Below are 13,628 nucleotides of genomic sequence, written 5' to 3'. Positions count from 1 at the left end.
CTGGCAAAGTGACTTCGATCGGCTATGGTCCTGAAAGTTTCCGTTTGCCGCCTGCATCGAGTTGTCGGCACCACTAAACAATCTGAACCTGCAAAAACACGTTATTTCGTGTATTCCAGGCAAATCTAGGCGAGCTCCGATCAAGATTTATCCGTCCCGAGCAAGATCTATTCGGGCGTGCACGATTTGGCCGGGTGGCATCTGCAAAGGTTTGCAGACAGGGCTACAAAATTCTGCAGAGAAATCTCCGAAAGCCACGAATCACTGACCTTGGGAACGCATTCTGGAACGACGTATTCATGTGATATAAATCGCCATGATGTTCCCGTATTTGCCCTAAGCTCGTGCGACAGTTGAGTGCCGATAGAGTGACTGTTGGCGACGTGTTGTTTTCCAGATTTAGTCCTTCTAAACGTCGCGGTCCATTGCGCAAGCCACGCAGGTATGAACGCTGCCATCACGGAGTGATGGGCGACAATGGAGATCAACAGGCGGCAAGTGCCAAAGCGATTCAGGTGATTGCACCAAACTGATCCGTCATCGCGCTAGCGACGGTTTCTTGAACTGAACGTTGCTAAACACTCAACCGCGGCTAACGCCAAAGCGGTTCAGGGCGATTGCTCCAACCTGAGCCGTAATCGCTAGCGACGGTTGCTTGAATCCGACGTTGCTAAACGCTCAACCGCGGCTAACGCCAAAGCGGCTCAGGTCGTTGCACCAAACTGAGCCGTCATCGCGCTAGCGACGGTTGCTTGAACTGAACGTTGCCAGACACTCAACCGCGGCTACCGCCGAAGCGGCTCAGGTGATTGCTCCAAACTGATCGGTGATCGCGGACGCGGGATTGCAGCGTCGCCTGAGCGTGAGCGAGATCTCGATTGTGACTCAGCACCAGCCTACTTCGACTGGATCGAGGTCTGCCGCTCTACCGACATTTGCAGAGATTCCAACCGAGAACGCAATGTCGTTCGCGTGATGCCTAAACGCTTGGCCGCTTGAGTCAGGTTTCCATCGAAGTATTCGAGTGCCTCGGCAAAGATTTGCCGCTCCACCATGCTGATCAATTCGCGATGAATATCACTGGCCCCGGCCTTCAATCGCGAACGTGTTAACGCTGCGAAATCGATCGCATTTTCACTCGGATTTGCTCGACTGGCGACGGGACCACCATGAACCTTTCGAATCGATTCGGGAAGAAAGGCAGGAACGATCACCGGCGCTGTCGCTTGCAGCAACGCATGTTTCACTGCACTTTGCAATTCGCGAACGTTGCCAGGCCACGCATAGCCCATCAACAGGTCGACAGCCTCGCTGGCGAAACCACCAAACTCTTTCCCGATCGATTTGGAAAACCGCGTCGCAAAGTAGTTTGCCAGTTCCAGGATGTCATCGCCACGGTCTCTTAGTGGTGGCAAGCGTATGGTGTAGACGTTTAGGCGGTAGAACAAGTCACTGCGAAACTTCTTTTCTTCCATCGCTTGTTCAAGATCAACGTTCGTCGCCGCGATCAATCTTGCATTGGTGTGGATCGTATCTGCGCCACCCACACGCTCAAACGTTTGGTCTTGCAACACTCGTAGGATCTTTGTCTGCATCAGCGGGGTCATGTCGCCGATTTCATCAAGAAACAGCGTACCGTTGTTGCAGAGTTCAAACTTGCCAACTCGTTTTCGATCCGCTCCGGTGAACGAACCTTTCTCGTGCCCAAAAAGTTCACTTTCGAGAAGGTTTTCTGGAATCGCGGCACAATTGATTGGAAGGAACCGCTCGCTAGCACGTGAGCTGTATTGATAAATCGCCCGGGCGATGACCTCTTTCCCCGTACCACTTTCACCTAGGATCAGCACCGTTACGTCTTGCGCAGTCACTCGCCCGATCGATCGATAAACCTCTTGCATCTGTGGACATGACCCGATCAACAGATCCGAATCGTCGGAGCTGACAGAGTGCTCGTCGTTGTTGGGAACAACCGCCGGAACTCGCGCCATGCGGCTGGTCTCGGTCGCGTTTTCGATCAGTGGAATCAACGTATCCGGGTCAAGCGGCTTCAGTACATATTCAAACGCGCCACGCTGCATCGCTTCGATCGCAGTTCCCGCGGTGCCTTGTCCGGTCATCAAAATGATCGGCACCCTGGACTCGATACGGTGCAGCTTTTCGAATATCTCCATGCCAGTGATTTCGGGCATTCGGATATCACAGAGCACAACATCGGGAGTCTGTTCGACAAAGGCTTCGATGCCTTCGTTTGCATTTTCGCAAGTAACCACTTCGTCATCAGGAAACGTCATGCTGATCGCTTCAAGAATCAAGGGTTCATCGTCTATGACAAGCAGTCGCATCGCAAACCTTTATTTTTGCAAGACTCGGTGAACGGTTTGTAGCAAGTTTTCGTCGGAGTAGGGCTTAGATAAAAACGCATCGAAGTCACTCAGATGGACACCATCGCTGCTTGGGCGTCGCAATCCGCTACTGGCTACAACTTGAATTTCGGGTTGAATCTGTCTCAGTTTGTTTTTTGTGGCCATCCCATCCATCCCTGGCATCATCATGTCTACGATAACAAGATCGAAGCCGTCCTGACGTTCGGACAAGGTTTCGATAGCCTTGCGTCCGCTCGTCGCCGTGGTCACTTCGTAGCCATTGGTACGGAGAGTTTCTGCGGCGGTTTCCAAGATCAGGGATTCGTCGTCGACAATCAGAATTGACTCGCCATTTCCCGTTGGCGTTTTCACAAGGATCATTTCGGGGCCTGCTTCGACATCCGCATCGTCACAGGGCAGATAGATAGAGAAGGTCGTTCCCTTGCCCGGATCGCTGTTGACGTAAATGTCTCCGCCATGAGATCGCACAATCCCGAGCGACGTCGAAAGCCCCAAACCGGTGCCTTTTCCTTGCTCTTTGGTTGTAAAGAATGGATCGAAGATGTGATCGATATGATGCTTTTCGATACCTTCACCGTTGTCACGAACACGAATCAACACGTAGGGGCCTTTCTTTAAGTCGTCACTTTGTTTTGCCCTCACAGAATCGACAAACGCGTTCTCGGCAGTAATTTCGATCCGGCCGCCGTCTGGCAACGCGTCACGCGCATTGATGACCAAGTTCATAATGATTTGCGAAATTTCGGTCGCGTTGCCGTTCACCGACAAAAGGTGTTCGTCGCCAGCAACCGTCAGATCAATCGACTTGGGCAAGGTGTGTTGCAGAATGCCGTGAGCCTCGTTGAGCACGTCTGCGATATCGATCTTTGCTCGCGGACCGTCCTCGCCGCCTGCGAACGCCAACAACTTTTTAATCATCTGACCACCACGTTCTGCACTCGTCAGAATTGTTTTGGCCAACCGCTGGTGGTCACTGCCTTCCCGCATCAACAACTTGGCCCCCATCAAGATCGGCGTCAGCAAGTTATTGAGGTCGTGTGCGATACCTCCGGCCAGAGTGCCGATACTGATCAAACGCTGTGAACGCCGGGAACGAGACTCCTCCCGTTTACGTTCGGTCACATCAAAATTTAAGCACAGCTGAGCGTAGGGAATGCCTTGCTCATTGCGGATCAATGTCCGACGGTGAGCGATCGCGATTAGGCTTCCGTCCTGGTTTTGATGATTGATTTCGGTCTGATAGACGCCGGTGTCTGCAAGAGTTTCTTGTCCGCGAGTCCAAAAATCGGCGATCTCTTTGAACAGCAGATCGACAACGTTGCGGTCCGAAGCTTCTTCAGATGAGTAACCGAAGAGCTGTTCAGAACCGCGGTTCCAAAACAGAATTCGCCCTTCCATGTCACAGACAAGAATCGCGTCGCGAACCTGATCTAAGATTGATGCCTGCTCGCGAATTTTCGCTTCGTTGGCTTTCGATTCACTTAAATCATGAACCATCCAAGTGACAAATTCATCACCCGCGATGGTCTTCGTCATCGTGCCTTTGTATGGAAATTCATGCCCATCAGAACGAAGTCCGATCGCTTCGGCGATAAATGCCATCGAATCATCTGAAGACAAAAAGTGGCGTATCTTTGCTTCCGCTTCGGACCTGCGTGCCGACGGACAGAGCGCCAGCACGTTCATGCCGACAAGCCGTTCGGGATCAACTCGATAGATCGAAGCCGCCGTCGGATTCATCAAACGTATTTGCATGTCATGCCCAAACGTAATGATCCCATCATGAGACGAGTTGATGATCGACACCAGTTCGGCCTGCTTCGCCAACATCTGTGATTCAGCGTCATCACGTCGTTTCCGGTCCAGATGTGCGATCGCCCCCGCACCGACCAATAGCCCCAGAGCCAGCGAATTTCCTGCGACGATCAAAAACTCTGAAGCAACCGCGCGTTCTTCTGACACGGCTTCTTGCTGAACGAGCTGACGTTGCTGCTCGCTCAAGATTTGCTCGACGATCACACGGATCTCGTCAAGCTTCTCTTTGCCGCGTCCTGAAGAAAGAAGTTCAAGCACAGCCGTGGGGATCGTCGGACCGGGCGAATCACGTCTGAGCTGAATTGTTTCCGCCAAGTATGCCTTTCGATCCTCGTTGAGATGTTTGACTTGCTCGAGGTGCTGGCGCTGTACTTTGTTCTCGTGAATCAGATCTTTCAGTTGCGTGAAGTTGAGCTCAACATTTTCTAACCCGCGAAAATAGGCATCCAAGTAGAGTTCGTTGCCAGTGATCAAGAAACCTCGCTGCCCGGTCTCCATATCTTTCATCGACGAGAGCAACTCGCGTGTTGTCTCGCGAATGATGTAGGACCGGGCGATCTCTTGCTCGCCCTCACGCACCGCAATGGTGTTATGGAACGTCACCACGCCAAAGATTGCGATGGCGACAAACGCCAAAGCAATCGCGGCAGGTAGCCAATAGCTATTCCGATCGTCGTTCATCCGAGCACGCTCGCGAGGGACCCTGACAAGCTTTTTGGCTCGCTAGCAGCGATGATTGTTTTCATAAAATTGTCGTTCGTAAAGTTTTATCTATGCCCGCCGGATGTCGGCCGACGCTTACATAATTGCTCGTGCAAAACCTTGCACTGTAGGCGAGAGGAGCGACCCACTGAATCGTCGGTTCGTCGCTAGCCCCTCATGACAAGGTGGCGCAAATGCTCATTGTCGCCAATCTACTAAGAACACGATCAAGATCTGGCGGCGAATTCGAACCGCAACGCCCCCCTCACTATAGAAAGCGAATTGCGTACCAAACCGTTTCTTGATGACTTCCTAAACGGCTTCCCACGCCAATTCTGAACTTGCGTCTGGCCTCGTGATTGCCATCGGCAGCTCTAGTGACGATGCCAGAGAGGCGTTTTCGAACGGATTCGCTCTTCAAATCTGGCTACCGATTACAAGCCTCGACGCTGATCAACGTGAATGAACGCGATCGACCTCAGTGATCAGCAATGACTGACCAATATTTTGTTCACCCCGAGCAAGGATTGCGCGCGCCGACTCCCTTGTACCGATGGTCTGCCGGCGACTGAGTGGGTGGGCGCAGTCAACGGCACCAAAATTTTGGATGTGTTTTCGCGGTGACGTTTCACGCAGACGCGCCCCCAAATTCCATGGCAATCAAGCAAAGAACGGTCGCCTTGAATGACTACATCTGCTGCGTCGGATGGGTACCGCGATCAATTTCGCGAGGCCTCCGCAGCCGATCGGCACATGACATGCGTTTGAGTCCGGACGCCAAACATGATTCACCTTCAACAACAACATAAAGGATTAGTCCAATGAATCATCACAACACCTCTTCGCTTTTGCATCAACTGGAATCACAGGACGGGGTCCAGCGAACCCGTGCACGCGAAAAGCTGATCTCTTTGGCAGGCCCGGATGTTACGCGTGCTCTGATCGGTAAGCTTCTCAGCCCAAGATCACAGGTACGCTGGGAAGCAGCCAAGTGCTTGCTGTCGATCGCAGACCCGATTGCCGCGATCCCCTTGGTCCATGCGATGGATGATGAAGACGAAAACATCCGGTGGATCGCATCTGAGGGAGTCGCACAACTTGGCGAATCAGGATTGATGGCACTGCTAAGTGGGCTCACGCGCCAAGCCCCATCATCGGTCTTCTGTCGTGCTGCTCATCACGCGCTTCGAGACATGGAGAAGAACGGCCTGCAGCGAGAAGTTGTCCGCCCGGTTATCCAAGCGATTGAAGGATTCGAACCGACTTTATCAACTCCGATTGCGGCTTACAAAGCACTTCAGTCGATGCAAATCCCACATGCACAACCCGCCTAACAAACCATTTTCCGGGTGTAGAGATGCTTCGCTTTCCGCCATCGATTCCTAGAATGACCTGCGCAGGAAATCGATGGCGAAGGCATTTGGGTGTGAAAATTGGTTCCTAAGTCGACCTTTGCGTTGCATCGTGGCTTGTCGAGCAAGCGCTTCGATGCCAGGGGTTTGAGTTCGCCTTCTGGCAACGGTTTGCTGTTCAAGCAATTGCCCCCGCGGGTGCAATGCCAAGCAAAACGAAGGGCCAGTTTGATCGAGTGTCTCTACACCCGACTTTTTATTTCACACCGTTGGACACTTACCGAATAACGCACTGCATTGCATTGCCATCCGGGACATGCATTGCGAAACCGGGAAAGAAGCGAAGGCGGTAAGAAGAACGGCAGCGGCTATCGTTGAACCGAAATCTTGAACGGTGGCAGATAACTCGGTGCGAGGCTTGCATCATCGATGTTGACACCTGCTTCGGCGGCGCCAGCGTGATTCAAGAATGGGTTGTCACGCATGGAGTCGATCGCATCGAGAGAAACGAAACGCACAGCACCGTTCTCGTACAGAACGTTGATGCCTTTACCCCCATGTGCGTATCGAGTCACAGTTGTGCCATCGGCATCAAGGCTGGTAATGGGAGCATCGGCCATCACAGCAAACGAATCGCGTCCTTCATACTGAGGCGATGAATAGCCGTGGTCACCGATCACTCCCAACGTATATGCGTAGTGACCACCGGCATAACGTTGCAGCCACTGCAGCTCATTGACCGATAGTTCGCGCAATTGATTCGCTGCGGGCAATTGGTAGGAAGCGTCTTCCAACAAGTGATGCGGATCGTTCTTTTCCAATTTGAGCGGCGTCATTGAAGGACACCACTGAGGCTGACCTTCTGGCAAAAGCCCAGCATCGTTTAGGCGAATCGCATAGACGCCCGCAAAAGCTTCCGGGCCACTCGGCCTGACCTGTGGCAACCGCCCTTGATGATCACGCGTGACGTACTGCATCAAAGCTGTACCGAGCAACCGCAAATTATCTTGGCAAGCGGTCTTCCGAGCTTCGAATCGTCCCGCCGCGACAGTGGGCAGCAGAAGAGCCAACAAGATTGCCACGGAAAGCAAACCGCCGATCGAATCCATCACGCTCCACCGACTTGGCGGCCGCATCGACTCTCGAGACAACTCGACATCACTTAGCGACACTTTGTGATCGTCGCTTTTTGGACTTTCCGATGAAGGAGGAATTCCGTCGGGAATCGCCGCCAAAGTTCTAGCCAGCAGATCATCGCTAGGTGCTTCGATTGCTTCAAAGCCGTCTTCTAACGGACGCAAACTCTTCTCCAACCGAGCCAATTCAGCTTGTCCTTCCGGATTGTCTTTGAGCCACTCTGAAATGCGTTGCATCTCTTCGGGTTCAAGAGCACCGAGAAGGTAACCGATCAGGTCTTCGTGCATCGAACGAAATGGTGGGATACGAAGGTAGGCTAACCTGGCAATCTCAAGATCGAATTCCGCAGTCTACGCCGGATTGCCGACAAACTGCGAAAGACCAATCGATTGATTCCTCAGGCGTTGACGTAGCAGAATTACGGAAACTAAGGGTTGGATGGTGTTACGTGTTGCTAAAGTGAATGGTTCGCAAGCAAAGGGATTTCCCCGGCTTGAAAACGAATCCTGTGAGATTAAGGCAGCATACAGATCTGCAAATCAAACAGTTCTAGGAACCATTTTCGACCAATCGGATGCTTTGCATTAACCACCAGGCGGCGGAACGGATTTCCAGCGAACACACGCTGATCAACCTGCGTCTGACGCCTGTCACTGAATTTTACACGTTTGCGAGTTCACTTGCGCAGTGAAATGCATCAGTGAAATCGACTTGCGCGCGATCGAGTCACCCCGGAGTTGACGGGGCCCGAAAAGTCAAAAACGACCGATGGCGATCAGGTCGTCTCGGAATGTTTTAGAGAGAGCGAAATTTGCGGCGATGAACCGAATCGCCGGTCTATGGGAGCGAACGTTTATGAGTCAGCGTTGGCTTCGTGAGTGTCTTCCCACATCACGCCCAAGCGTTGAACGGCGGCGTGAAGTCGACTTTTGACTGTTCCGACCGGGATTCCCAGCACATCGGCCGCTTCGCGGTACTTCAACCCTTGGTAATAGACGAGCTGAATCACTTGCTGCATTGGCTCGCCCAGTGTCCTAATCGACTCCTTCATCCAATTGCCGTTCTCTTGATTCGAAGCGGCCGCGAGGGGATCAGGCGTTCCGCCGACCAACTTTTCGGCCCAACTGGCATTTCGCTGTTCGGAATCGTTGGGGGTCCGATCCAAGCTAACCATCCGGTGACGCTTGTTTCGACGTTGGACATCGATGGCTTGGTTGGTGGCGATTGCGTACAGCCAAGGCCGGAATCGTCGCGAGCTGTCAAATTGGTGTGACTTCAGATGCACCTGCAAAAAAGTGCCCTGAAAAGCGTCTTCAGCCATTTCGACGCTACCGATGTAACGGCGCAAGTAGCTATAGATTTCCCGCTGATATCGCTGCATCAGCTGGTTAAAAAAGGCTCGGTTACCAGTCTCTCGATAAGCCGCCAGCAGCGCTTCGTCGCACAGTTCTTCTTGTGGCTGTGCGGGTTGCTTATCCAACGCCGATTCCGTTGCGGTCGTCGAATGGTGCAAAGCTGATGAAGCTGACATTGAATCGCCTAGGTGCGTAAAGCCTAAAATCGCCGTGTTTTGATAAGAAAACCTTCAGCAAGGGAAACCAGTGCTCCACAGAACGCGTTTTGTGTTCTTAGAGACCGCCATTATCAACACGGATTTCTGGTTCCCTTTGCTACGCATTATCTCGTCGAATGGCTCGATCGTCAAAACGATTTTTTCGGATTTAGTCAGACTCTTGGGAGGGCAAGCCTAGTTGAATGGCGAGATCGAAGATACAACGCGATAGCAAAACAAATTTCGCCCGTGCACAAGGCGTGAACGAATACGAAAGGCAAAATCGGTGGCGGCTGGTTTCATTTGCCATTTGCATCCAACGGACGCCAACAAAGAAGCTCGGTCAACGTGGCACCAGACAAAGAGATTGAACCTTGGATTTGTCGAGCGATTCGAAACCCGAAATGAATTCCGGGAACGAGAGCCCCCCCAATAACAACGACGCCTCTGCCCCCAGTGGCGATTGGGATGGTTACCAGTGGCTGACGGCGGGTGATGTCAACGCATTCTTTGGACTGATGCTCGACAACCTGACCGGCCTTTTTTTGGTGGTCATTCTACTGGCTGGCTTTGGATTCCCGACCGACTTTGCGATCTCGGCACTGGTCCCAGGCACTGCCCTGGGTGTGCTAATTGGCGATTTGGCATTCGTCTATTTTGCCTTTCGACTGGCAAAACAAAAACGCTCGAGTGATGTCACCGCCATGCCGCTGGGGCTCGATACGCCAAGCGTTTTTGGCGTTTCGTTGCTGATCCTTGGGCCATCGTTTTTGCAAGGTGTTGAATCACTGGGTCTGTCGCCTGAGGATGCGGCGGTCCGTACCTGGCACATCGGCATTTGGTGTATCGTGATGAGCGGCGTGCTGAAACTGGCGATGGCTCCGGCGACCAATTGGGTTCGACGGGTTGTACCCAGAGCCGGCTTGTTGGGTTCTCTTGCCGCGATCGCACTGGCGCTGATCAGTTTCTTTCCGCTGACTGAAATTTTCGCTCAGCCCTTGCCAGGGATTTTGGCGTTATCGATCGTCCTGACCACGCTGATCGCCGGCATTCCGCTACCTAAAAATGTCCCCGGCACCTTGGGAGCCTTGATCGCGGCAGGGATCGTTTTCTATGTGATGTGTGGCCTTGGTGTCGAAGGCTATCAGTTCCCGGCTATCAGCCCGATCGAATGGCTACCGACCCGCTGGCTTGATGCGACCACCGGCAGCTGGCTCGGTTCGTTTGCCGATGCGTTGCCGTACCTACCAATCGCATTGCCATTTGCCATCGCAACTGTGGTCGGCGGTATCGACTGCACCGAAAGCGCCGCGGCGGCCGGCGATGACTATCACACGCCAACGGTTGTGGGCGTCGAAGCCGTGGCGACCTTGATCGCGGGTCTGTGTGGTGGCGTCATTCAAACGACACCCTACATCGGTCATCCCGCCTACAAGGCGATGGGAGGTCGAGCAGGTTATACGCTTGGCACGGCATTGGTGATTGGCAGTGCCGGTCTGCTGGGTTATTTCACGTTTCTGAACGATGTGATTCCCAAGCCTGCGGTCTTACCGATCCTCGTATTTATCGGGCTAGAAATCACCGCACAAAGCTTTGCTGCGACGCCAAAGAAACATTACGCCGCGGTCGCAATTGCCTGCTTACCGGCACTGGCTGCCTTGGTGTTCAATTTCTGCGATCGAATCCTGACGGACTCGGCACTGAATAAAGCTTCAATTTCCTTGGCGGATCTTAGCCCACCGTTTCAGGATGCGTACGGAGTGGTAACGATGCTGGCGAGCGGATTCATCCTGACCAGTCTTTTGTGGGCTTGGGGACTCGCCGCGGTAATCGATCGCAAACTGCGAATCGCAGGAATCGTGTTTTGGGTCTGTGCTTTGTTTACACTGGTCGGGCTGATGCATTCGCCACTTCAAGGCAACCGCTTGTTCGTTCCGTTTGGACCGGACAGCTGGGGTGACTTGGTACTGGCAGAAGCATTCCGAACACGTGTTTTTGAATTTGCCGCCGGCTATGCAGTCGTCGGTGCACTCTTCCTGCTGTGGGACAAAATGATTGATACCGATACGCTTCCCGATCCTGTTGAAGGTCATGGCTAAGCGGCTCGATCAGATCGATGTGCGAAGGATGATGACCCTGATTGCGTCAATCGTCCTATTGGCGGTGGCTCTCACTGCGTACCTGTTTGGAGAATCCAGCTCGGGAACGTTTTTCAGTGCGGCCTTGGGAAGAGTCGGCTTGGTACTTGCCGCATTGTGGCTGGCCTGGCCATCGCTAAAGAAACCGGCGACATGGTTGCCTGCCAGTGTGCCGGTGATCGGCGTTTGTGCGTTGATTGTGATCGCCGCTCAGCCGCGATTGCTGATCCCTGCGATCCCAATGGTAGGAGCACTGATCACGATTTCGACCGTGATCAGTGCCTTCAGGAAGAAGCCCAAAAGCTAGATTGCCAAATCGAGTGTGAAGCCTCTGGGCAGCTTCCTAAATTCTACCTAGACGGTTTCGCCACCTTCGATCATTGCGTAGTCAACACCGTCCAAGAAGCTCGCAAGCGACTTCGAACGATAAGGCTGCTGAAGCTTGCGAACGGCCTTGCTTTCGATTTGACGAACGCGTTCACGGGTGACTTGGAAGATACGCCCGACCTCTTCGAGGGTGTAGGTATAGCCGTCGGCCAAGCCATAACGCAGACGCAAGATTTCACGTTCGCGATAGTTCAGTGTTTCCATCGCTTGGTTGATTTGTGCTTTCAACGCTTGGCGGTTGGTTTCCAACAATGGATCGTCGTCACGATGGTCCTGTAGGAATTCACCGAATACGCTGTCTTCGTGATCACCGACCGGTTGATCAAGCGACAATGGCTGGCGGCTCATCTTCAAGATCACACGAGTGTCTTCCAAGCTCAATCCGCTGCGTGCACAAACTTCTTCGGCGGTGGGTTCGCGACCGTTTTCTTGAACCAGATCACGCGTGATTTGGCGAATCTTGTTCATGGTGTCGATCATGTGAACCGGAACGCGAATGGTTCGGCTTTGGTCAGCGATAGCGCGGGTGATCGCTTGACGAATCCACCATGTCGCATAGGTGCTGAACTTGTAACCACGAGCGTGCTCGAATTTATCAACCGCACGCATCAGTCCGGTGTTGCCTTCTTGAATCAAGTCCAAGAACGACAGACCACGGTTGCGATACTTCTTGGCGATCGAAACGACCAATCGCAAGTTTCCAGCTGACAAAACACGTTTTGCGGCTTCGTAGTCGTCACGCAGTGCGACGCACTTGTTGACACGGCGATGCAACGTTTGCGGCGACTCGTAAGTCATTCGCATCAGGTAGTGCAGTTCACTTTTCAATTCCGCTTCGCTGGATCCACCAAGAACTTCAGCGGCGTTGCCTTTCAGTTGCGTATGGATTTCGACCATGCGGCGTGTCGTTTTCTTCAACTTGTCGAACATCGGCTGCAGTTTGCCGGTTCGCAAGTTCATTTCTTCAACCAAGCGGACCGCTTTGTTGCGGCGGACGACCAGGTTTTTCCAAGCCGCACGGCGTTGACGCAGTGGCAATCGCTTGTTGATCGCGGTGAAGTAATCTGCCTTGTTTTGCTTGAGCAGGTTTTCCAAGGTGCGAACGTTTGGAACGATTCGCTGCATGATCGCTTTCTTTTCCGCTGCGTTGGTTACGCTGACTTCGATCGTGCGGTCCAAGCGAAGTTGCTTATCGCGAACCTGCTGCAAAAGCTTCAACGAACCCTGCAACATAAAATCCGTCGCCAACATGCAGTGGCGATACTTTTCACGAGTGTGCTCAATCTGCTTTGCCGCGGACACTTCTTGGTCACGCGTCAGCAATGGGATTTGGCCCATCTGCATGAGGTACATTCGAACCGGGTCTTCGGTGGGGTCAGCATCCATGTCCAACTCGTCGCCCATTCCGCGTGTATCCACGGAATTTTCTTCGGCGTGTTGGTCTGCGAATTCTTCACCCATGACGCGAGATCGGCGATCGACCGATTCTTCTGCTGCGAAAGCGTCATCTTGCAAGCTGCGGCCGCTGATCCTGTTACCCATGAACATTTCCTCTGATGCCGGACTAGAACACTCGATTTGGTCCGGGAGGGTTTCAGCATCCGCAATGCCGACACTGTTGCTGGGGCTGGCAACAATCATCGCAACCTGTTGTGGGTAAATGGTTTAGGCGAGAAAAACGCCACTGGCAGGAACGCAAGATGTTTCGAAAAGTCCACGTTCCGTTGTTGCAATTACTCAACCTGAGAGGCGACAACTCGTCGGTGTGGGGAACAATCGACGGTCGAGCTAGATCACCTTTGACGCGATTGCGTCATTCACTCAGTTCAAGTCGGTGGCAGTGAAACGTAGGTCATCGGACACGGACTTAACGGAAAACCCTCAACGATTTAGACTAGAAGTCCGGATTAGAGTTCCCCTGCAAATGTTTTCTGTGCTTACGGGCATCGACTGGAAAACCGCGGCGGAGATCAATTCGGTTGGGCGGTAGGTTTTGGCCCGTTATTGAATCAATCGTTGTCTTCGAGGAGACGTGCGTGTGAGCACGATTGGCTTTAGCCGATCGAGATCATGCGTTTGTTTTCGGCCACCTATGGGTCGTGGCGCAGACAGCTAAACTGAAATCATCAATTACCGTCCGCTCTACTCGCTACGCCGAGGC

8 protein-coding genes are annotated in these 13,628 nt (G+C 53.0%); 3 read left to right on the top strand and 5 right to left on the bottom strand.

From position 1 onward, the window contains the following. Nucleotides 1-896: 896 nt before the first annotated feature. A complete protein-coding gene (locus LOC67_RS17800) occupies nt 897-2,342 on the bottom strand; it encodes a sigma-54-dependent transcriptional regulator (RefSeq protein WP_230264011.1) in 1,446 nt (481 codons plus the stop codon). Nucleotides 2,343-2,351: 9 nt separating this feature from the next. Next, a complete protein-coding gene (locus LOC67_RS17795; protein WP_230264010.1) occupies nt 2,352-4,880 on the bottom strand; it encodes a CHASE3 domain-containing protein in 2,529 nt (842 codons plus the stop codon). Nucleotides 4,881-5,722: 842 nt separating this feature from the next. Between LOC67_RS17795 and LOC67_RS17790 the strand changes: the two genes are divergently transcribed. Continuing rightward, the gene (locus LOC67_RS17790; RefSeq protein ID WP_230264008.1) at nt 5,723-6,235 is read left to right on the top strand and encodes a HEAT repeat domain-containing protein; all 513 of its coding nucleotides are present in this window, start codon (nt 5,723-5,725) and stop codon (nt 6,233-6,235) included. A 386-nt stretch (nt 6,236-6,621) separates the two neighbouring features. Here LOC67_RS17790 and LOC67_RS17785 read toward each other — a convergent pair whose 3' ends face one another. Continuing rightward, entirely contained in the window at nt 6,622-7,677 is a 1,056-nt protein-coding gene (locus LOC67_RS17785) for an anti-sigma factor family protein (protein WP_230264006.1), read from the bottom strand. A gap of 566 nt (nt 7,678-8,243) precedes the next feature. Next, on the bottom strand, nt 8,244-8,921 hold the full coding sequence (locus LOC67_RS17780) for an RNA polymerase sigma factor (RefSeq protein WP_410001155.1): 678 nt from the start codon (nt 8,919-8,921) through the stop codon (nt 8,244-8,246). A 425-nt stretch (nt 8,922-9,346) separates the two neighbouring features. Here LOC67_RS17780 and LOC67_RS17775 point away from each other — a divergent pair, with 425 nt between their 5' ends. Further along, nucleotides 9,347-11,041, top strand: a complete 1,695-nt coding sequence (locus LOC67_RS17775; protein ID WP_410001154.1) for a permease — start codon at nt 9,347-9,349, stop codon at nt 11,039-11,041. Between the two features lie 28 nt (nt 11,042-11,069). Further along, nucleotides 11,070-11,387, top strand: a complete 318-nt coding sequence (locus LOC67_RS17770; protein ID WP_230264005.1) for a hypothetical protein — start codon at nt 11,070-11,072, stop codon at nt 11,385-11,387. A gap of 47 nt (nt 11,388-11,434) precedes the next feature. Here the strand turns inward: LOC67_RS17770 and LOC67_RS17765 are convergent, their stop codons facing one another. Next, on the bottom strand, nt 11,435-13,108 hold the full coding sequence (locus LOC67_RS17765) for a sigma-70 family RNA polymerase sigma factor (protein WP_230264004.1): 1,674 nt from the start codon (nt 13,106-13,108) through the stop codon (nt 11,435-11,437). Between the last annotated feature and the right edge of the window lie 520 nt (nt 13,109-13,628).

It is taken from the genome of Stieleria sp. JC731 (genome assembly GCF_020966635.1).
Lineage (GTDB): Bacteria > Planctomycetota > Planctomycetia > Pirellulales > Pirellulaceae > Stieleria.
Note: the sequence above shows the minus strand (reverse complement) of the source record. Positions and strands in the feature narration are given on the sequence as shown.

Bases quoted from the DNA above. Each gene is read 5' to 3' on its own strand.
- LOC67_RS17800 (WP_230264011.1), bottom strand. From the start codon at position 2,342: ATGCGACTGCTTGTCATAGACGATGAACCCTTGATTCTTGAAGCGATC.
- LOC67_RS17795 (WP_230264010.1), bottom strand. From the start codon at position 4,880: ATGAACGACGATCGGAATAGCTATTGGCTACCTGCCGCGATTGCTTTG.
- LOC67_RS17790 (WP_230264008.1), top strand. From the start codon at position 5,723: ATGAATCATCACAACACCTCTTCGCTTTTGCATCAACTGGAATCACAG.
- LOC67_RS17785 (WP_230264006.1), bottom strand. From the start codon at position 7,677: ATGCACGAAGACCTGATCGGTTACCTTCTCGGTGCTCTTGAACCCGAA.
- LOC67_RS17780 (WP_410001155.1), bottom strand. From the start codon at position 8,921: ATGTCAGCTTCATCAGCTTTGCACCATTCGACGACCGCAACGGAATCG.
- LOC67_RS17775 (WP_410001154.1), top strand. From the start codon at position 9,347: ATGAATTCCGGGAACGAGAGCCCCCCCAATAACAACGACGCCTCTGCC.
- LOC67_RS17770 (WP_230264005.1), top strand. From the start codon at position 11,070: ATGATGACCCTGATTGCGTCAATCGTCCTATTGGCGGTGGCTCTCACT.
- LOC67_RS17765 (WP_230264004.1), bottom strand. From the start codon at position 13,108: ATGATTGTTGCCAGCCCCAGCAACAGTGTCGGCATTGCGGATGCTGAA.